The organism is Desulfurobacterium crinifex (assembly GCF_054656775.1).
Genome location: NZ_BAAHXO010000002.1, coordinates 70,303 through 89,910 on the forward strand (window position 1 = coordinate 70,303; position 19,608 = coordinate 89,910).

The following is a 19,608-nucleotide window of genomic DNA, read 5'->3' on the forward strand; positions in this document are numbered from 1 at the left end:
GTAAGTATTGAATTTGAAAGAACTCTTTGAAAAATGGAAGCTCAACGCTCCTCTTTCACTCAGCATGAAAACAGTGAAAAGCTACGAAAGAAGGCTTCAAGGCTTTATTTCAGAATATGGAGACTACTACCCGGAGGAACTGAGAAAAGAACATCTGGGAGAGTTTATCAGGAAACTGACTTCCGAATCAGTCAGAGAACAGACTGCAGCTGCACTCACAAACTTCAGAAAATTTCTTTCTGACCTTGATATTCCTTTTCCAGAAGTTCCTTCTTATGCCCGTCCAAAGGGAAGGCAGAAACTTCCCAACCCAATATCTGAAGAAGTTTTCTGGAAAATGATGAAATTAGCTGAGGAAGAAGAAAAAGAATTCCCATACAGAAAAGCAGTTTTGATTCTTTTAGGCTTAGCAGGATTAAGAATTCAGGAAGCTTTACAGCTTCTACCATCGGATATTGTTAAAGAAGGAAGTAAAGTAAAAGTTATCGTTAGGGAAGGAAAAGGTAGAAAGGACAGAATAGTTCCAATAGCTGGAGAATATGGAAATTGGCTGTGGGAGAGGAAAGATAGGCTATTCCCGTTAAATCTGCATGAAAACTCTATAAGGAAGTTTCTTAAAAACTATGGAAAGAAATGTGGAGATCCAGACGTTTATCCTCATCGGTTAAGACATTTCTTTGCTACTCAATTAACGGCTAAAGGAGTGCCTGTTCAGGTTATCCAAAAGCTTCTTGGTCATTCGAGTCCCGCTACGACGATGGTTTATTCTAAGGTAGTGGATAGTATAATGGAGGAAGCAGTAGAGAAGCTCATCGGTTAAATTATTACTCTTCCCATAGCTTTTCCCACCATTCAAACTCTTCAGGGAACAGTTTATAGTTGGTATCGAACCATTCCACAATTTCAGAAGTCCAATAACCACCTTTATCAAACTTTTTTTCAAATTCCCCTAAAGACATTCCCATTCTGATAGCAAGAATAAAGTATCTCACTCCAGGATTATCGTTGGGATTCATCCTCAAGAGATTCCTGAATATTTTCAAAGCCTCTTCTGTATTACCTTCATCCCAAAGAGAAACTCCCTTATTAACAAGAGTCCTTATAATGTGCCTGTTTTCAAGCCATCCCCATTCAAGAAGATCAGGCCATCTACCTTTTTTATCAGCTATAAGATTTAAAGCTCTACGATATGCTTCATCTAAAATTTTTTCAGCTTCTTCCTTTTTACCTTCCTCAAGCAAAATCCAGTAAAGAGAAAGATAGGTATCCAGAAAATCGGGGTCTTCTTTTATCAACTGCCTGAGTCTTCTTTTAACACTTGACCTTTTCATTGAATGCTCTCGCTCCATAAGGTCATAATACTTACTCATAACAGGTCTGTCTTTGTCAATAAATTCCCTAAGCTCAGCCATCTCTAACTCCTAACAAACAGGACATTTTGCTTTTATCTCTTCAGAGATTCTTCTAACAGCTAACTTTACGTAATCTTCATCTAACTCAATACCAATGCCTTTTCTTCCTTCAAGAAAAGCAGCTATCAATGTAGTTCCACTTCCAACAAAAGGATCTAAAATAACATCTCCTTTATAAGAAAACATTCTAATACACCTACGTGGAAGCTCTAATGGAAAAGGAGCAGGATGCCCTATCCTTTTCTTGCTCTCACCTGGAAAAGTCCAAACGCCGTTCGTCCACTCGATAAATTCTTCTTTCGTAATAGTAGATTCTCCCTTCTCTTTTTTCTTCCAATGACCTTTATAAAGTAAAACGATCATTTCTACAGGTGCGATAACATAAGGAGCTGACGCTGACAACCAGCTTCCCCATGCAGTTCGGCGTGATATATTCTGCTCATTCCAGACAATCGTGGATTGATAGCCAAAGCCTACATCACGGGCAATTTTAACTATATCAGCATACACAGGCTTTAAACCATTTTTATTTTTGTCTAACGGTACGTTTAGACATAATCTGCCACCTTCTTTCAATAAAAAAAGAGCCTTTTTTAACCATAACTCGGTAAAACCTAAATATTCCTCATAAGAAGCATCATCTCTATGCTTACCATACTCAATAGCAAGATTGTAAGGAGGTGAAGTTACAATTAAATCAACTGAATCCTTATACTTATTTAAATCAACAGTTATAAAGTCGTTGTTATAAAGACAAATATTCTCTTTATCAAAAGCTATTATTGGTTTTTCAGAAAAAAAATACTGCAAGTCCCAACTTTTACTTTTCTCACTTAAAAGCACTTCTTCTAATAAATCATTAATAAGTTTATTCAAGCTTTTATCTCTACAGACTTGTAGTTCCTTTAGTTTTTCGTAAACACTTTGTCTCAAGCGAATCTTTAGCTCTTTTACGGAAGGACCCTTAAGATACTCCATTTTTAGCCCCCACAATTTAGGTGCTTAAATAAATCCCAAAGGTATTATACACTTTATGTATGGAAAATGAAAGAATAGAAAGACAACGAGAAGTATCAGAAGCAGGAAAGCAGAAAGAAGACGAAGTTATAGAATTATTACTTAATGATGAGTTTATCAGAGAAAACTTTCTTATAGATCGTCCATCAAAACTTTCCAGCGATTTTTTAAACAAAGAAGATTTAAAAATTCCGTACAACAATCAAAAGGAGTTAATCGATGCTGATATTTGTATTGTCAGAAAATCCGACAGAAGATTAGTTTGTGTAATTTCTGTGAAAAAATCTTTTAGAGAACGAGGAGGACAAACTGCATATTGGGCAGTCAAAGTTAAGCAACATAACAAGGACTTCAAATATATATTAGTAACTCCTGATGTGGATCAAGAACTTTACAACCCTGAGAAACCAGAAAAAAGAAGGAAATGGAGAATAATTCTTCCATTCGAATGCGATGCTGTATTTGTCTATAGTTTTGATGGCAAGGTTTATGAAGAAGAAAAGTTTTTCGTAGGTAAAAACTACTTGTTAGATTTCATTAAAAAATTAGCAAACTGAACCATCAAACAAAAAGGAGGAATTCTCCAAAATCACAGGGCTTAACCCCCGCAACTGGGAATTCCCCCTATACTCAACTTAACTAACCCCCTGAAATTAACTCACTTCCTCAACCAGTTTACCGTAAGACGGACAACCTAACCTGTAGAAACACCACTTACACTTTGAGGTATCAGGCTGAAATTCAATCTCATAAAGAGATTTAGCTGTAAGATTTCTTATCTCTGAAATCTTATCCAACAGGAAGTCCATCCTCATTTCATCATAAGGAATCTCATACTCGTAAATGTTCCCCGATGACTTATCCATATAGACCAGTAAGCCTTTTTCTATCCTGGAATCTTGAGTTTTGTTCCAGAGATACATGTAGGCATGAAGCTGGTCTATATGGTGTTCATAGGGAACATTGCCATATTTCAGTGCATAGGGAGATATGGTTTTAAACTCTACTATGCACAGCTCTCCATTCACTTCCATAGTTCCGTCTATGTGTCCAGACAGCTTAAGCTCTTCATCAACAAGCTCTTTTTCAATGTTTGTGAGATGGTCCTTTAAAATCTCCTGAAAGATTAAGTGAAGTTTAGAACCTATCTCCAGAACCATTAGCTTATCTTCTGGAATATCAGGTCTTATCCCCTTTAATCTCAAGGCAACTGCCAGAGGACAGTTGCCAATTTCAGAAGCTCTAATGAACTCCCTTTTTATCCCTTTTCCTTCTCTTAGCTTCAACTGTTCAAGCACTAACTCCTTTATCATAGCTCTTGCCTCCTAAGTGAGTAGTTTTATGCCGTAGAGTCCGGAAGGTATCATCTGTTTCCTCTCCATAGCCTTTACCTTCCTAAGATTGTATAAGGAACTCCAGATAATCCCTCAAGTCTTTCAAACTTAAAAACTTCTTTTCCCAGATTCTTTTCTAACTCCCTTAGTCTTTCTATCCTTTTCTTACTTACAAAGAAAATATCCTTAGCCTTGTATATATAACATTCCTCCCACGGAACAATCCAACGAAAATACTTTCCTTTGAATCTAACTTTGTCGGGATTTTGTGGGTCAAATCCAAACTCGATTTCAAAATCGTCAATCCAGTGTCCACCTACACGGAATCCGCAACCATGTTCTATTACTATTTTTCCTATTTCCGTTTTCTCTCTACTTACATCTATTCTTACCGCTCCTCCGGTTAACTCAACGGTGAAGGGTAGGCGAATTCTTGCTACCCAATCCGAAAATCCCGTTGAATACCATCGTGCAAACTTTCCGCAGATCGGACACAAAACTCCTGCTTTCATAGTACTTACCTCCTTTCAGATTCAAGATTTAAAAACTGCTTTGCTAACTCAGTCGTCCTGTCTAAGTCCCTATAAACACTATCTATGACCTTAGAAATTCTCCAGATAGCAGTTCTATTGAGTGCTATCTTTTTCGCATAGAGGACAAGCTCCTTTGGTGAAGCTCCTTCCACCTTGAACATAAAAGGTTTCCTTTTAACAATCACAAGCCCATAAAGCTCCTTTGTTTCAATGTTTATAGCAAGTCCATAGCCTTTGTTGTTCCATCCAAAGCTAAAGCCGTCTTTCTCCTTCTTAAAGGAGAATTTTTGAATCCAGGCTTCAGCTTCGGATATGGTTTCAACTTGCTTAAAGCTCTTCCACTTCTCAAGTGGACTTTCAACTTTTAGCTCTCCCACAAGAGCTTTAGCCAGCTCCTTCATCATAGAACCTTCAGCCTGAGATAGCTCAGCAAGTCCTTTATCAGAGAGCTCCCCTTCTACCATCAGAGAAGTGTCCATCTTGCTGGCTATCAGTCCTAAAGCCTTTTCCTGCAAGGTATCTTTGTAGGCAAGGAAATGAACCTTTACTTTTTGTTTCTGTCCTATTCTCCAGCTTCTACGGCTTGCCTGCCGTAGAGTGTAAATGGAATATCCCGTCTGGTAGAAAACAACTTCTGGAAAAGCTATTAAGTCCAGTCCTGTTTCTACCAGCTTGGGATTGGTAATAAGGACATCTACCCCCTCATTCAGCCTTTCTTCTACCCATTCCTCTCTTGAAACAGCAGGAACGGTTGAGTATAGAACCGCCGTTTTTAACCCAGCTCCTTCAAGTATCTCTTGAATTCTTGGAGATATATCTCTTGTCCCTGTAAAGGTAACATAGACAAGAGTTTTCCTTCCCTGTCTTTTAGCTTCAAGACAGAGTTCTAAAAGTTTTTCCTCCTTTGGCATAAGTCCTTCTACTACTGGGTTGGCGATTCCGCCATTTTCCAACTCCCAGTAGTTCTCGCGGTAAACGGCATCAGGAAGCAGTAAAAGAGCTGTGAGTAAAGTTGAAAGGTTTTTCATAAATCCTTTCCGGTAAGCGATTATCTCGCTACTTATTGCACCTTCTACTTCCTGATACACTTCCTTCTGTTCCCTGTCCATCTCTATCAGATGAACCTCTTCCCTGTAAGGTGGTAAGGCTTCAGCAACATCTGAAAGCCTTACAAAGACTGCATTGGAAAGGAGAAGTTCAGGGAAGAGACCCGGCGAAATGCCAGGCAGAGCTTTCATCCTTACCTGCCTTTTCTTCTTTCTTACTCCATAGTCATAATCATCATCCTCTCTCAGCTTAAAAACCTTTTCAACAAAGCCGTATCTCTTCTGGAATTCCTGTTCTGACTTGTAAGTAAATCCCAGCTCCTTCATCTCCTTAGTGTGAGTTCTCCAGAGGAGATGAAAGAGATTGTGAGCATAACCTCCCATAAGAGTCCCGGTGAGGAGAATCTTCTTTTTTATAGCAGAAGCAAGCATTCCAAAGACCTGTCCCTGAATGGAGCTCCCTGACTTGTATTCGTGGACCTCATCGGCAATGAATATGTCAAAGAAGCTTCTCAGGTATTTCTTAATGAACATTCCCAGGGAATACCGCCTTATCCTGCTGTTGTCTGCCTGCCACAGCTGCTCTCCACAAAAGGGACATTGTGCCTTCCTTCTAAAAGGGTCATATCCCAATTCCTCTTCAATAAGTGTCCTTGAAGAGAAACAGGAAGGACATACATAGCTTCCATCTTTCTTTAAAAGTGCAGGTCTCCATCCGTAATGCAGTTTAGCCTTTTCTCTTGAAACAATGTAGAACTCGTGAATCTCAGCTTTTTCTCCCTTTCTTTCCCTCAGTTGCTCCAGCTGGGAAATAGAAGAGATAATCTCAGCTCTTGCACCCGGTATTGTTTCCTCAACTTCCCTCTTCCACTTCCTTACAAGATGAGGCGGACACAGCACCAGCACCCTTTTAGGCTTTTCAAAGAGAGACACCACAGCAAGGCTTGTAAAGGTCTTTCCTGTTCCCATCTCCCCGATGAGATATACGCTGTTCTGCTTCTTTAGAGCCTCATATACTCCAAGAGCTGTATGAGCCTGAGCAAGAAAAGGTTTTCGGGAAAGATGGGAAAACCTGTTCATAGCTTCCTTTGCAGGTAAAGGAGTGTAAAGAGGTTTGAATTCCTCTTTAACCCTTTCAGTGAGAATTCCCCCGAATTCCTTGATAAACTCAGAAAGAGTCCACTTTGTAGCTTCTGCTTTTTTGGACTCTTCTACCATCACGCTCATAGCTTACCCCCTTTTTCATAGTTGAGGAATTACAGTTCTCACAACATAGAGAATCAGAGAAAGAACCATCAGAAAAGAACCAAGTCCTATCATTTCCACAGCTCTACCCTCCTAAGTCGTATTCATACACTACTTCAAACCCAGCAAGTTTTAAAGCTTCCTCAAAAATCTTTCTCGCACCGCTTATTTCATCTGGTTCCTCTAATCCTTGAAATTCCACCTGGAAATCAATTCCTAAAGGTTCAATGAGTCTAATAACTGCCTTCTTTTCCATAGCTCTACCCTCCTTATTGAAGTTCCTTAGTTTTTACAGCTTCACAGACTATCTCTCTGAAGTTCTCTGGAAACGAGAACCTGAATGCCAGACATCCATAGGAGTAAATCTTTCGTAAGTATCTTTCTTCCAGCATGTAGTCCCATAGCCAGTCTTTCCATTCAAGTAGAAAAGGAAGTCTCTCTTTTGCTCTCATAGCAAGTATTTTCTTCGCAAGAGATTCCGCTCCTGTTGGAACAACTATGTAGTCATCAAGAGATTTCACAACTGCATGAGCAAGCCCAGCAGGAAGAGTGGTTTGAGCCCCCTTTACCGTAGAGACATAGCTAAACTGGAAATCTTCAAAAACGTTTCCTTCTGGCGTAATTACTGTAATAGCCTTTCTCGTTATAGCTTTAGCAGATAAAACATCTACCTGAGATTTCAATCCTAATAGAGAGAGTAAGAGTACTTCTCCATTCTCCAGATCACAAACAACAACATCTGCATAGCACTTAACACCACTCTGGACCACAACCATAGCTCTTACCTCCTTATCGGATTTCAAAGATTTCTCCTCTGTTAAGGTCAAGAACTTCAATAGATACGTCTATCCTTTCTACTTCTCTTACAACTCTTGCCTTTTCTTCTACTTCTTCCATAGTTACAGTTGTTTTGACAGTTTTCCCCCTTACCACATAGTTGTAACCTTCTTTCTGAACCCTACCGTCAAGGTAGCCTCCAGCCATGAGCATTGCTAAATGACCAGTTCTAAGAGGCATAATCGGTCTCTTTCTCTTCTCCACTGCTTTAGAGAAGAGCTCTCCATAGAGAGGAGATTCTTTTGCATAGAACTGGAGTATCTCAGGTTTGACTTCATTGAGCTTGAACGTCCACCTTGAGACAGGTGGTTGCTCCCGCAGTTCCCATACCTTTTCAGAAGTTCCTATGACTTCCGCCTTTTGAAGGTCCTCTCCAACTTCAAGCAGTCGTTTGAGAATTTCTGGATCAGGAGAAGTCTTCCTTAAGAGTCTCCTTTTCCCGAAAAGGACAACCTGCTTGAACTTCTGTTTTTCCTCTACTTCATCGGGTAAGCGGAAAACTTCAACATTCTCATACTGCCTTGCAATGTATTTAGCAAGCTCCCCTTTAAGGTGAAGGAAGGAGTAATGAGGAACCACGAGAAGAAGGAGTCCTCCATGAATCAGTCTTGGAGTAAATTCCCTGACAAAGAGATACTCCAGCCTTGTGCTTATCTCCTCTCCTTCAGGATTTACCTTTTTGACCCAGTCGTAAGGTGGATTCAGGTAGAGAAGGGTAAAGGAGTAACTTAGAGACGCTGTAAAAGCATCTCCTATTAGAACGTTTCCCTTCCCTATCCTCTCAGCAGCTACTTTTCCTCTTTCAAGGTCAAGCTCTATTCCATAGGGAATTCCTTTGAGATGAGAGGTTAAAAAGTGGAGAGCTCTCCCATCTCCACAGCACGGATCAAGAATCCTGTTTCCTTCCTTTACAGGTCTAATGTGGGAACAGATTAGAGGTAACACTTCTTCTGGAGTCGGATAGTATCCAGCCTTTGCCTTAGATTCCAGCCTTGCCATAACTCTTACCTCCTTTCAAGTTTTGATAAGAGTTTCTCTCCAAGTTCAGAGATATACTCCTCTATCTCTTTTCTCTTTGAGTCTTTGAAAATCAGAAAATCCCCCGTTTCATAGAGGAGAGGCTCCCTATTGACACAGAAAACTGCTTCAAATTCGTTGTTTTCCTCGTCAGCATCTACCACAACGGTAACGATACATCTGTTTCCTGTTTTCTCTTTCAAGAATTCTTCGAGTGTATCTGCAACGGCAGAGAGGATGAGTTTCAGTTCTTCGGATGTTCTTGAGAGAGGATTCAGAAGTTCTCGGTAAACATCTGACAGAAATTTCATCTGAAGTTCTGAAAGCCTTTTTACAAAGTAGAGAGACATCCTTTTTCTTAGTTTTTTCTCTTTTTTCATAGTTCTTACCCCCTTAGTTTTGTGATTTCCCGAAAAAGCACAGAAAAATCCTTCACAGGCTATGCCCTTTCGGGAAACCACAGGAATTTACTGGAGAAATGAAAGGGATTTATACATGGGTGGAGGGACAGACCAGGAAAACTCACAATCCCTTAAAGGGAAAGTGAGGGTCGTCCCTCATACTGAACTTAACTGACTACCTGATAAAGACTAACTTCCTGACCTTGCATAAAAACTGACTACCTGAACCTGAAGAAAACTAAGCTTCTTTCTTAACAAACTTGTCAAGATTAGCAATAAAGATTCCAAGCAATGCCAAAATGATAAACATCAAAATAATTAGTACTTTAGGTAACATAGCAAATCCTCCTAAAATTCAACCCTAATCTTTATCTCTTAGATTCTACCGCCAACTTATAAGACAGCCCAGCAATAACCAACACTAATACAACAAATGTTGCAAATCCTATTAATAACCAACCTGTTTTCTCATAACCATAGTGAAAGGCGGTTGTTACTTCTCCTATCACTAAAGCTATGAGAATGTTCCACATCTTATCAAGTGCTATTTCTGCACTCTTCACAGTGCAAAAACCTCCATTAGAGCAGAGTTTGAATCTTAAAATCAAAAAAATTAAAATTCAATATCTTCTGGATCAGGAACCTCATCTGCTTTAACAGAGAGAATCCTGACCTTCTCAGCCCTTATCTTGACCCTTGAGTGCTTTTTACCATCAGATTCCCACCTTTCCTGTCTTAGTTTTCCCTCCAGTAGAACGAGAGCTCCCTTGGTAAGTTTCTCAATATAATCCTCATACTTTGTGAAGAAGTCCACATCAAAGAAGTAAGCTTCTTCCTTCCATTCATTCCCAGATTTCCACCTTTCGTTGTAAGCCACTCTGAAAGTAATTAGATTTATATCCTTGAGTGGCTTAATCTCTGCATCTGCTACCAGTCTTCCGAGTAGAATAACCTTGTTCATATCTATTCCCTCCTTTAAAAAGTTTTAGTTTGAAATTGAAGGACGAGCAAAAGACCCGTCCTTTTTCATAGCTCTTACCTTCCACTCAGTTCCTTCCTCCTAACTCCCAGTCAGCTCCCTTTACACAGTTTTCCACCGTAACTCCAACTTTTTCCCAGCTTATACCTTGAACACAGCTTCACTATCAAGCCCAGCTCTTTCCTCCTTATTTACAGTTCCTTCCGCACAATCAAGCAGAAACCTTTGGAAAGTTCTTTACCCTCTCGATGAGTTGACTCGCTTGGAACTTGGTAAGCGTCTCGCTGTTGAGCTCGAATCCAAGCTCCTGAGCAATCTCCTTTAGAGATTCAGTACTCATCCCCCTTTCCTTAGCCAGTTTCTTGATGAGTTTCTTCTGTTTTTCGGAAGCTGGTTCTCCAGTCTCTTCTTGTAAATAGCTCTTATCTCCTTTCTTACCGTCCTCTTTAGCTGGTGCAAGTTCCCCACGATAGGCTTTATGCCCTATGGAGAACATTGCCAGTGCCTTTTGAACGGCATCAGTAGTAGCCCCCTTCAAGGCATCGGCAGCTGTATAGTTTTCTGAACCACCGAATGCCTCTTTACAATTGCCTTTGTCCATCATCCAGACACGGACATGGACCACAGCAACATAGACATCTTCCTTTTTTCCGTTCTTTCTTTCACGTACCTCCTTTGCATAGTTACTGTTAAGAATTTCATATCCCCAGTTTCCAGCCCCTATAACCTCGTTAAGGGCATCGAAAACAAACTGAGGAACATAGCCGTGAAGAACCCTACCACGAGAAGGCACTTCTTGTATCGCCTTCTCTCCATAGCTGTCAAGGATCTCATCCACAGCCTTGATGATTTCTACATAGCTTTCGTTCTTCCTTACTGCCATAGCTAATCCCTCCTTTACATAGTTTGTTTTAAAGTTTCTTAGGTTTCATGTTTCTCAAGAACTGCAGAAATTTGTTCTTTCTATACTTCCGAAGGAAAACCTTTCTTTCATAGTGTTTCCACCATATACGGGATTCATCTCCACCTTCCAGGAACCAGACTACAAGAAAGGAGAAATCATCATCGTCCAATCCTGCAGCTGATTCTCTGGCAGACTGGAGAAGATGAAGAAGGACTTTCACCTCTTCTTGAGATTCCCCCTTTAGAGAAGCATAGAGGTTAAACAGGAATGAAGTTGAAGCAAGTTCTTCACAGGTTATTCCCCTCGTTAAGATTTCCCCCTGACACTTCATCAACTGTCGCTTATAGTCCCTCAAGGAGCACATAAACTCGAGAGATGTCTCCTCAAGCAAAGCATCTGCAAGCCTATCTCTTTCCACCTTTTTCACAGCAGAAAACTTTCTCATAGCGATTTCCCCCTTTCTTAGTAGAGTTTTGGTTTATTTTCATTGCTTTCTGGAAATTTCACCTTGTAGAAAACCTTATCCCCAAAACATGCATCGGGAAAAGCTATCCGTAGTAGATGCTCAAGAGTGATGACTGCAACTCCATTGCCGTGAACTACCTACGACTGAAGTCGTAGGCTTCTGAGAGAGTTTGACAGGCTATCCTGTCCTTATCCCTCGTGGTGGGTTCACTCCACCACATACTCCTATCCCTGCATACAGCAGAGATTCGGAGATACTTTCCTTCAGCACGCTGTGTCTGGATGTTCATCCCGACACTTTCTTATTGTCTTCCCTGCTATTTGGCTGTTTACCCTCCACCTGCTTCGGACTTGCTTGCCAGTGACGGGATACCCACCTTGTTACAGGCAGTTTAAGGGCATTGCCCGTATGGCGGGGCTTTCACCCTTCCCGCAGGCTTCATCGGGAACGCAGGGAAGATGCTTATATTTCACCATAGTCAACACCCCCTTCGGGGTGTCGGGCTGTATCCCCGCTTTAAAAAGCAAGGTTTTAGCCCGTCGTTTTTCTATAAGGAACTTCTACATAGCCCTCTCCCCCGCATTCAGGACAATCAAAGATTATTTTGATTTTCTTTGGAGATACCGCCTTTTTCATAGCGAATCCTCCTATGCCTGTGGTTTCTCCTCAATGAGCAGGGAGAAACCTTTGAAAGAAAAGGGATTCGGAAAGTGAAACAGATTGGGCGTAATCCAGCTAACCAAAAGGAAGTTTTAACTTTTTCGTAAGTTGAAAAAAGAATAGACTACTCCCTGAGCATTCAGAAGAAACCACAGACACAGCGAAACACCTGGAATTAAGAGAGAAAACTGGACATAGCGAGGGAGGGACACAGCAAAGGACGGGACATAGTGGCAGAAATGCCTTAATTCCCCTCCAGAAGGAAGGAAATGCAGGCAGTTCCGTGTTAGACATAGGGGGGGGTTACTGACTGGACACAGCTTGCAAGCTCTTTATGCTCAAAAGCTTTAAAGCATATTCGTAAAGCTTATCTGATATTCAGTAATCCATTAACATAGCTAAAACAAGTCCATAGAAGCATTTAACAGTTCACAAATTTTCTACATTTAAATCGGCACAGCTGAAATTGTTTTAAGCTATACCACCTTAAGAAACCTTATTCACTTTTCAAAGACCTCTTAGTTAGATTTTAACGCTGAATAGAAAGAGTTGTCAAGGTTGAATAGAATTAATAATTTTTCTACGAAAGCCTTGTAAAAGTTGCCACTGTTGGACAAGGTAATTAAAGGAGCTTCCTTGTCAACTACCTCCGACTAAAGCTGGAGGCTTGTAGCTGATGCTACACTGTGATAGCACCGCTACATTGGGACGGTTGACAGCGCCCCACTGGGAGGGATATACCGCTCCCACTCCCAGCTTATGCTGGATAGTGCTAACTACTTTCGTTTACCCCGAAACCGTTTCTCTCCGCTTTAGCGGAGAGTGCCTTTGGGGTCAAAGTTATTTTAACACATTTGCGGTCTCCTCTCTGCTTTGAAAAGCAGGGTTTCCGACCGCAGAGGAGGTGTTTATGAAGAACAAATCCGAAGAGAAAATTATCTCACCCATAAGGTATCACCTGATAAGAAAACCCGTTGCTTACTTCTTAGCAGAAGAGCCTTATGTTTTTCTAACAAAGAAATCAATAGATAAAGAAAAAGCTGATATAGTCCCAAAAGTAGAAAAAGAATGGATAGTTCTCCAATCAAGAGAATCTACCCCTCAGTTATCTATAAAAACCCTATCTAAAATTTTTAAAGCTGAAAATATCTCCTTTAAAGAAGAACTTATAAATTATGCTAAAAATTTAAATCTTGAAGAATTACTTACTCTATCACATTTTATAAAAGACTTTGATATATGGCTCAAAAAGAACAAACTACGTGCAGAACTACTTATTAGAGACAACAATATCTTCATTTATATCCAGTTTCCAATGAACGTTCCAGATGAAATAATAGATAAGAAAATGAGCGAAGCTTACAAGATTTTGTATAAATTTTTTGAAACTTTAACTTTCATTAACATAGCTGCAGATTTCATAGAAAAGGAATAGGAATGTTCAACTGGAAAGATTATCTTCTATTTTCTGAAAAGTTGTTAGATATAGAAGATACTAATCCTAATTCAAATCCGAATGATGAAAATAAAGATAGTCAAAATTCAGATGTGAAAGAAGCTATTTACAGGACCATCTGCAGCCGTTCTTACTACAGTATTTTCAAAGAAATAGAAGACTTTTTTAAAGAAAATAACTTACCTTACAATCCTAAACGAGAATATAAAGGAAGCCACGACAAGTTAATTACTTTTCTCGAAGAGGAATCTCAAGAACTTGGAGAGTGCCTAAGAGAACTAAAGGGATTACGTGAGAAAGCTGATTATCATCGCCATTCTCCTGTTATCAAACGCTCTGCAGAAAGGGCAATCAAACGTGCACATGAAGCTTTCAATGCATTTGAAAAATACAAAAAGCAATTCTTATCTCGAAAAAGATCCCCAAAAGCCAATTACCCTCCATATAGACGAAAGAAACGTTAGAAACGATTGGCATTTGAAAATATAGTGGGCCGAAGCAAAAGAGGTTCCGGAAGGACAGTGAACGTTCCCATAAAGGGACAGCAGAGAAAGGAAAGTTCCCATAGGGAAACAGCAGAACTGTTAATTTCCCTCTTTTTTTCATCTTACACAAATTATCGTACACTACCTTTTGCAGTGCGAACTTTCTTAACAGTTTCTGTTCCTTACTCTAATTAAATGTAATCAAAGCCCTTCATAAGAGCGAGATTTTACTTTCAGCAGAGATTCGTCCTTTTTATTTACATAATCCCTGATTTCTTTATTAAGATAGATTAAATCGAATTGGTTCTCTCTAAGTGGACAAGACAGCACAATCATGGAATATTTGAAATCCCATATAGTAATCTCTCTTGTTTTATTCAAAATGTAATCTTCTGATGGAGTTCCATATTTTGATTTTAAAATTTTTGCATACTCGCTACATGCAGAGCGATTACCATCAAATTTATAGTTAACTTTCCACAGAATACTCTCATCAAGAGAAGATGGTGGAACCCGAACAAACCAAAAAGTTGACTTTGAAAGATACCTAAGATTTATTCCAGACACTGCATAACCAGTAACTTCTGGATTGACTATGCCATTTGCGATGATCCAATTTTCTTTCTTAAGTCTCCAATGCTTTTGTTTTGCAACATAGAGAAATTCTTTTTCTGTGGTCGCCCCTATCGGCATATCAAAAAGTCTTGGCTCAGAAGCCCATATTTCTATGTAATTACAGCTTCCTTTATCCCCTAATGCACATGCTTTCTTATAAAGTTTTATTGCTTTATCCATATCACGAGAGATACCTTCTCCAGACCTATAAGCTATTGCTAAATTCCTGCAACCCAGAGCTACATTGTTATCACAGGTCATTTTATACAACTTCAATGCTTTGCTAAATTCTTTCTTTCTTGAATAGAACAAACCAAGATCCACACAAGCAGGTATAAAACCACCATTGCAAGACATTGTGTAGTATTTTTCTGCTAATAACATATCTGGAAGTACCCCAATTCCATTCTCATACATGGTCCCAAGAAGAAGACATCCTGGAAGAAAATTCAAGTTGCATGCCCGTTTAAACAAACTAAAAGCTTTTACAGGATCTTTTTTAACCCCTTTACCGTTTAGATATAAATTTCCCAAATTTAAACAACCTTCTGCAATATTATTTCTACATGCTAAATCAAACAGGTAAGAAGCAGTTTTTACATCCTCATCTTCGCCTTTTTTCATGTAAAGTATACCTTCTTCTAAGCAAGCATCATAAATCTTATTATTACAGGCTTTTTTAAACATTTTAAGTGCTTTTTTTATGTCACTCTTATCTACTTTCTTCTTTTCATTATTGTATATAATTAATGATGCTGCGATATAGCAACTTTCAAATTTATTGTAATTACAGGCTTTTTCATGAAATATTAGTGAGCGATTAAACTTTCCTTTAGTTCTATAAAGTTCTCCAAGTCGATAACACGCTTCTCCAAATCCCATATTGCACGATTTCTTATAGAATGAGATTGCTTTGCAAGTGTCATTGGCATACTCATAAGCTATACCGATATTACCACAAGCTACCTTATCTCCTTTTTTACACAAAGGATAAAAGAGGTCTATTACTTTTTCATAATTCTTATTCTTGAATTCTTTAGCAGCCAATTTATATACATCTTCTGCCAGTGAAATAGATGCTGCAAATAACAGCAATGTTAAAAAACCAACCAATTGCAAAATTTGTGATAGATATTTGAATTTATAGAACAATTTCACAACTGTAACCTCCTCTGTAACCTCCTCAATCTTCTTCCGTCCTTATCTTTTCCAATATCTCCCTCAACCTAATCCCTACTCTGGCATAATATTCACTCCCTTTTATTAGGTCATCAATAACCGACTCAAGATCAAGCTTTTTTATTATTTTGAGAATTTCTTGATCAGTAAGCTCTTCTTTTTTCTCAGTAGCAGAAAGAATATCTCCTAAAAAGATAGGTCCCTCTCCAAAAAATAGCCAAAGAGGATTGACTTTGTACTCTTTCACAAGTTTAGCAACAACATCTGTAGGAACAAGATTCCTTCCTACTTCCCAACTTGCGACAGCAGCAACAGTCTTACCTAAGAAAGAAGCTAAATCCTTCTGTTTCAAACCTAACTTCTTACGCAGGTAAGCAATTCTCCTTCCCAGAGCCTTCTGACTGAACTCTCCCAACGGGCTCTCCTTTTACTCAAGGTATGTTTATAAAACAATAAGTTGACCTACAATTGACTCACTTGATTAAACAGCATAAAATCTTATTAGCACTACCATCAATTATTACACAGAGGAAAATTATGAGTAGGAGCAAGCTACAAAGACTACGAGACATCTTCTTTGCAGCTCTCCTTATCGAGGGAGAAAAATTAGAAGATTGGTGCAAGAAAAAAAATCTTGTTTACAGTAGTGTTTTACGATGGATTTATAATGGATTTCCTCCCGGAACTACACGAAGAAACGAAAAAAGCAGAAAAACTCTTCAAGAAATCCTCATAACAATAGACAAGGCAGGTCTTTCGGGTAAAGTTGATCCTTTCTGGAGGAACTACTATGATTTCGACAGTTGATTCAAATCAAGAAAGATTATATACTTTTGTTCAGAGGCTGTTAATTAAACTTTTACTCAGTCCCGATAACCCAGAGCAGTATGGGACTGAAATAGGTAGTCAGTTAAGTTTTTCTTTTCCTCAGGCAGTCAGTCTTTTTTCAGGTTCAGGTGTAAAGCCTCTTTTGAGTCAAAAAACTCACAGGAGGAGTAGTATGCCTACGGCTGACTGTCTGAGGAAGAGGAAACAGCAGTCTAAGTATACTATCAATTCAAATTCACTTCTTCAATTCTTAGACTCACTATCAACAAAAAGCGTCCTTCCTATCTCCATTCTCCGAATTAAGAAAAAAGGAACGACACAAAAGAAAAAAGAAGGTAGGGGCTTGGCCTCTTTGACAATTGAAAGAAAAATGAGAAAATTTTTTGGTGGGGCTGGCAACCCCACCGGGCTACAAGAACACTTAACACAAAGGAGTCTCTACCATGCGTAAGGATATTATATGTCCTAATAATCAAGATTTCAATAATTTCGACTCCCAAAAAGTTGAAATTAATCAATTTACATCTGGCTTCTGCCGAATGCCTGATGCTCTCTTTCACATTCCTGAAGAGCTCGGAATTCAAGGCTGGAAAACAAGATTCATAGTGGGATTGTCCTATTTATATGCTCTTAGCTTTAACAAAGAAAAAGCAATAACGACACAAAAAGAGCTAATGAAAATATTAGAGACTAACAGCTATAACACTGTTAATCTATTCATTACTAACGTCAATAAGCTTTTCGAACGGCTTAGAACAGAAGCAGAAAACACAGGAATTCTCCTTAACGGAGGAGAATTTATAACACGAAAAGGAAGAAAAGGCGGAACTCAATGCTATTTAATAGATCAAACAATAGTAGCTGAATCTTTTAGACACAAAGTTAGTCACGGTGGAACTTTCGCTTTCTATAACATAGCTCTTCTACTTCCTATCTCTGCTCAGGCAAAAGCGATCCTGCTCTATCTCCATAGAAAAGCGAGGAATGGAAGTCTTCTTAATGGGAAAGCAGAATCAGAAGTTTCCGCAAGAGAACTTGCCAGAGTTCTTGCAGTAGGGAAAGGAAGGATCAAGGGCTACCTTTTAGAATTAGAAGAAGCAAGGGTAATAGAAAGAGTTAATAACGGAAGAAGACTTAAATTCAGAATAACCAGGCTGGATGAATGGAACAGAGGAATCCTTCTTAACATCTTACGCAATTGGGAAGGACATCCATTTATCAAAAACTGGAAATTCCCGGTTGAACCAATAAATCCCCAAAAAGTTCCAAACGAGGCAACAGGTGAAAAATCTCCGATAGGGCGACAAAAAACCTCCAATGAGGCGACAAGCGAAAAAACTCCAATAGGGAGACAAAAATTCTCCAATAGGGAGACGAACACAGGCGAAAAAACTCCAATAGGGAGACAAAAATTCTCCAATAGGGAGACACATAGGAATAAGTCTAAGGATAGGAATAAGACTAAGAGTATAGAAAGGAATAAGACTAAAAATATGGAATACGACGACATATATATTGGCGGCGGCGAAAAATTCTGGAATCTCGTTGAGCTATTAAAGTCATTAGGAAAAACCAGAACCAACGTTCAACCTCAAAGCAAGGACAACGGCAACGAGAAAGAAAAGAGGAAGAACAGGCAGAAGAGAGAAAGAGAAGAAAATAAGTCAAAAGGTAAAACAAAAAGTAAGAGCGATTTCACCTATAAAAAGCCTAACGGCTTTAAAAATAAAGAAAAGGCGGGCGAGTTAGTAAAGCCTAATTTTGCCGAACGTCTGGATAAGAAAGAACTTGGAAAGATAAGAGATACTCTGAAAAGGTTACTTCCAGAGCTGAGAAAAGCCTATCCAGAAGTTTTTACTTTAGAAAATCTGAAGATATTTGAAGAGCTATATGCTCCAGCACTGAAAAGAATTTACGGAGATGAGTGGTTAGCTTTAGCCGTTATGTATGAGCTGTTTAATAGAAAAGCTCCTCAATACGGCTATTCAAGGAAAGTCAATAAGAATTTCTTAGGTTTGCTAATTTCGTTTGCTTTAAAAGATTCTTCATCTGATTTCTGGGAATTCTACAAGAAATTCAGGAGAGTTTTTGGATTAGGACTTCAGAAGGTTGAGAATGTAGGAGAGAAGGAACAACAAGGAGAACAACCAGAACCCGGGTTATCTCTTTCTGACCTGAAAGAGTTCTTCAAGAAAAAGTTAAAAGATAAGAAAACCATTTACACAATGTTTATAGAAAATGGCATTAAGGCTTTAGAGAAGGTTGGTAGTAAGTGGGTTGTGAAGTGTAAAGACAGTATAACGAGTGATTATGTTTCTAAAAACTTTATGGATTTTCTTAAGGAGTTTTTGAAGTCTGAAAACATAGAGATTGAGGGGGCTTAGATGGAAGAAAGAAAAGGTTATGTCTATCTCAACGAAGTCAGAATTACCGGGAGACTCACTGATGCTGTGAGTTACACGAAGTTTGAGAAGGGCGAAAAAGGCGGTTGTGTTGCAGAATTTACTATTGCTCACAACCGCAGATGGAAGCCGAAGGAGAGCGAGGACTGGAAGGAGAGCACAAGCTTTTTCAGGGTTAAAGCTTATAACGGACTTGCCGAGAAGGTGAAGGAGAAATTTAGGAAAGGAGATTTTGTTCTCATTGAGGGAAGACTTCAAGAGGAGAGCTGGGAAAATGAAGAAGGACAGAAAAGGAGTTTAACGAAGATCATAGCTGAAAATGCTTATCTTGTCTTTCCTTACCAGAAGGAAGAAGAAGAGGCTAATGAAAAGCCTGATAAGGAAAAGAAAGAGGAAAAGAAGAAAAAAAAGAAAAAGAAGGAGGAAAAGGTAAATGAATAAGGAGACTGAATACAGGGAAAAGGAAATTTTAGAAGCTGAATTTCTGAGAAACACAGAAGGAACTCATTGGATTGTGGCTTCTGGTCCAAAACCAAGGAGTTCTTTTATTCTTCATACTTTTGAGTGGAAACAACTCAAGAAGGAACATCTTTCGGAATCTGAACGAAACAAAAAATTAACTGTAAACCTTCCAAGCAAGGAGGAGAGTAAAGAAGAGGAATTACTTGTAACACGAGCTCCTTTAAGACCAATGAGCTTTGCCATCAATCATCTTATAGGTCAGCTGTCAGAAGAATACCTTTCAAAGTCTAAATCGAGAAAGAACAAAAAATCGAGAAAAAACAGATAGGA

24 protein-coding genes are annotated in these 19,608 nt (G+C 39.1%); 9 read left to right on the forward strand and 15 right to left on the reverse strand.

Features of this window, described 5'->3' with window-relative positions:
- Positions 1-7: 7 nt before the first annotated feature.
- On the forward strand, positions 8-820 hold the full coding sequence (locus ACYQ3A_RS01240) for a tyrosine-type recombinase/integrase (protein WP_459894837.1): 813 nt from the start codon (positions 8-10) through the stop codon (positions 818-820).
- 4 nt (positions 821-824) lie between these two features.
- On the opposite strand, the gene ACYQ3A_RS01245 is transcribed toward ACYQ3A_RS01240, so the two are convergent.
- Entirely contained in the window at positions 825-1,412 is a 588-nt protein-coding gene (locus tag ACYQ3A_RS01245; RefSeq protein WP_459894840.1) for a tetratricopeptide repeat protein, read from the reverse strand.
- Between the two features lie 9 nt (positions 1,413-1,421).
- A complete protein-coding gene (locus tag ACYQ3A_RS01250) occupies positions 1,422-2,390 on the reverse strand; it encodes a DNA-methyltransferase (protein WP_459894843.1) in 969 nt (322 codons plus the stop codon).
- Between the two features lie 59 nt (positions 2,391-2,449).
- On the opposite strand from ACYQ3A_RS01250, the gene ACYQ3A_RS01255 reads away from it, so the two are divergent.
- Positions 2,450-2,986 carry a BsaWI family type II restriction enzyme gene (locus ACYQ3A_RS01255; protein WP_459894846.1) on the forward strand — a complete coding sequence of 179 codons (537 nt, stop codon included), beginning with the start codon at positions 2,450-2,452 and terminating at the stop codon, positions 2,984-2,986.
- A gap of 96 nt (positions 2,987-3,082) precedes the next feature.
- Here the strand turns inward: ACYQ3A_RS01255 and ACYQ3A_RS01260 are convergent, their stop codons facing one another.
- From ACYQ3A_RS01260 to ACYQ3A_RS01310, 11 genes are all read right to left on the reverse strand, one after another.
- Positions 3,083-3,742, reverse strand: a complete 660-nt coding sequence (locus ACYQ3A_RS01260; RefSeq protein ID WP_459894848.1) for a CRISPR-associated protein Cas4 — start codon at positions 3,740-3,742, stop codon at positions 3,083-3,085.
- A 74-nt stretch (positions 3,743-3,816) separates the two neighbouring features.
- On the reverse strand, positions 3,817-4,275 hold the full coding sequence (locus ACYQ3A_RS01265) for a hypothetical protein (RefSeq protein ID WP_459894850.1): 459 nt from the start codon (positions 4,273-4,275) through the stop codon (positions 3,817-3,819).
- 5 nt (positions 4,276-4,280) lie between these two features.
- On the reverse strand, positions 4,281-6,569 hold the full coding sequence (locus tag ACYQ3A_RS01270) for a DEAD/DEAH box helicase family protein (RefSeq protein WP_459894853.1): 2,289 nt from the start codon (positions 6,567-6,569) through the stop codon (positions 4,281-4,283).
- A gap of 103 nt (positions 6,570-6,672) precedes the next feature.
- Positions 6,673-6,843: a hypothetical protein gene (locus tag ACYQ3A_RS01275; RefSeq protein ID WP_459894856.1), complete on the reverse strand. Its 171-nt coding sequence runs from the start codon at positions 6,841-6,843 to the stop codon at positions 6,673-6,675.
- A 13-nt stretch (positions 6,844-6,856) separates the two neighbouring features.
- On the reverse strand, positions 6,857-7,363 hold the full coding sequence (locus ACYQ3A_RS01280) for a hypothetical protein (protein ID WP_459894858.1): 507 nt from the start codon (positions 7,361-7,363) through the stop codon (positions 6,857-6,859).
- 13 nt (positions 7,364-7,376) lie between these two features.
- Positions 7,377-8,423: a DUF6094 domain-containing protein gene (locus tag ACYQ3A_RS01285; protein WP_459894860.1), complete on the reverse strand. Its 1,047-nt coding sequence runs from the start codon at positions 8,421-8,423 to the stop codon at positions 7,377-7,379.
- A 5-nt stretch (positions 8,424-8,428) separates the two neighbouring features.
- Positions 8,429-8,821, reverse strand: a complete 393-nt coding sequence (locus ACYQ3A_RS01290; RefSeq protein ID WP_459894862.1) for a hypothetical protein — start codon at positions 8,819-8,821, stop codon at positions 8,429-8,431.
- A gap of 389 nt (positions 8,822-9,210) precedes the next feature.
- Positions 9,211-9,405 (reverse strand): hypothetical protein, encoded by a 195-nt coding sequence (locus ACYQ3A_RS01295; protein ID WP_459894865.1) that lies wholly within the window; start codon positions 9,403-9,405, stop codon positions 9,211-9,213.
- Between the two features lie 50 nt (positions 9,406-9,455).
- Positions 9,456-9,803 (reverse strand): single-stranded DNA-binding protein, encoded by a 348-nt coding sequence (locus tag ACYQ3A_RS01300; RefSeq protein WP_459894868.1) that lies wholly within the window; start codon positions 9,801-9,803, stop codon positions 9,456-9,458.
- Positions 9,804-10,032: 229 nt separating this feature from the next.
- Positions 10,033-10,704: a Rad52/Rad22 family DNA repair protein gene (locus ACYQ3A_RS01305; protein ID WP_459894870.1), complete on the reverse strand. Its 672-nt coding sequence runs from the start codon at positions 10,702-10,704 to the stop codon at positions 10,033-10,035.
- A 28-nt stretch (positions 10,705-10,732) separates the two neighbouring features.
- Positions 10,733-11,170, reverse strand: coding sequence for a hypothetical protein (locus tag ACYQ3A_RS01310; RefSeq protein ID WP_459894873.1), 438 nt, complete (start codon positions 11,168-11,170; stop codon positions 10,733-10,735).
- A 1,591-nt stretch (positions 11,171-12,761) separates the two neighbouring features.
- On the opposite strand from ACYQ3A_RS01310, the gene ACYQ3A_RS01315 reads away from it, so the two are divergent.
- Positions 12,762-13,286 carry a hypothetical protein gene (locus ACYQ3A_RS01315; RefSeq protein WP_459894876.1) on the forward strand — a complete coding sequence of 175 codons (525 nt, stop codon included), beginning with the start codon at positions 12,762-12,764 and terminating at the stop codon, positions 13,284-13,286.
- Between the two features lie 2 nt (positions 13,287-13,288).
- The gene (locus ACYQ3A_RS01320; protein ID WP_459894879.1) at positions 13,289-13,771 is read left to right on the forward strand and encodes a HEPN domain-containing protein; all 483 of its coding nucleotides are present in this window, start codon (positions 13,289-13,291) and stop codon (positions 13,769-13,771) included.
- 222 nt (positions 13,772-13,993) lie between these two features.
- Here ACYQ3A_RS01320 and ACYQ3A_RS01325 read toward each other — a convergent pair whose 3' ends face one another.
- On the reverse strand, positions 13,994-15,565 hold the full coding sequence (locus ACYQ3A_RS01325) for a tetratricopeptide repeat protein (protein ID WP_459894881.1): 1,572 nt from the start codon (positions 15,563-15,565) through the stop codon (positions 13,994-13,996).
- Positions 15,566-15,590: 25 nt separating this feature from the next.
- On the reverse strand, positions 15,591-16,001 hold the full coding sequence (locus ACYQ3A_RS01330; protein ID WP_459894884.1) for a helix-turn-helix domain-containing protein: 411 nt from the start codon (positions 15,999-16,001) through the stop codon (positions 15,591-15,593).
- 122 nt (positions 16,002-16,123) lie between these two features.
- On the opposite strand from ACYQ3A_RS01330, the gene ACYQ3A_RS01335 reads away from it, so the two are divergent.
- Genes ACYQ3A_RS01335 through ACYQ3A_RS01355 form a run of 5 tightly spaced genes read left to right on the forward strand, consistent with a single transcriptional unit; the run spans position 16,124 to position 19,606 of the window.
- Positions 16,124-16,393 carry a hypothetical protein gene (locus ACYQ3A_RS01335; protein WP_459894886.1) on the forward strand — a complete coding sequence of 90 codons (270 nt, stop codon included), beginning with the start codon at positions 16,124-16,126 and terminating at the stop codon, positions 16,391-16,393.
- Positions 16,377-16,865, forward strand: coding sequence for a hypothetical protein (locus tag ACYQ3A_RS01340; protein ID WP_459894888.1), 489 nt, complete (start codon positions 16,377-16,379; stop codon positions 16,863-16,865). The genes ACYQ3A_RS01335 and ACYQ3A_RS01340 overlap by 17 nt, the downstream gene beginning before the upstream one ends.
- Positions 16,858-18,798 (forward strand): hypothetical protein, encoded by a 1,941-nt coding sequence (locus ACYQ3A_RS01345; protein ID WP_459894891.1) that lies wholly within the window; start codon positions 16,858-16,860, stop codon positions 18,796-18,798. Before ACYQ3A_RS01340 ends, ACYQ3A_RS01345 begins: the two co-directional genes overlap by 8 nt.
- The gene (locus tag ACYQ3A_RS01350) at positions 18,799-19,257 is read left to right on the forward strand and encodes a single-stranded DNA-binding protein (protein ID WP_459894893.1); all 459 of its coding nucleotides are present in this window, start codon (positions 18,799-18,801) and stop codon (positions 19,255-19,257) included.
- The gene (locus ACYQ3A_RS01355; protein WP_459894896.1) at positions 19,250-19,606 is read left to right on the forward strand and encodes a hypothetical protein; all 357 of its coding nucleotides are present in this window, start codon (positions 19,250-19,252) and stop codon (positions 19,604-19,606) included. The genes ACYQ3A_RS01350 and ACYQ3A_RS01355 overlap by 8 nt, the downstream gene beginning before the upstream one ends.
- Positions 19,607-19,608 lie beyond the last annotated feature (2 nt).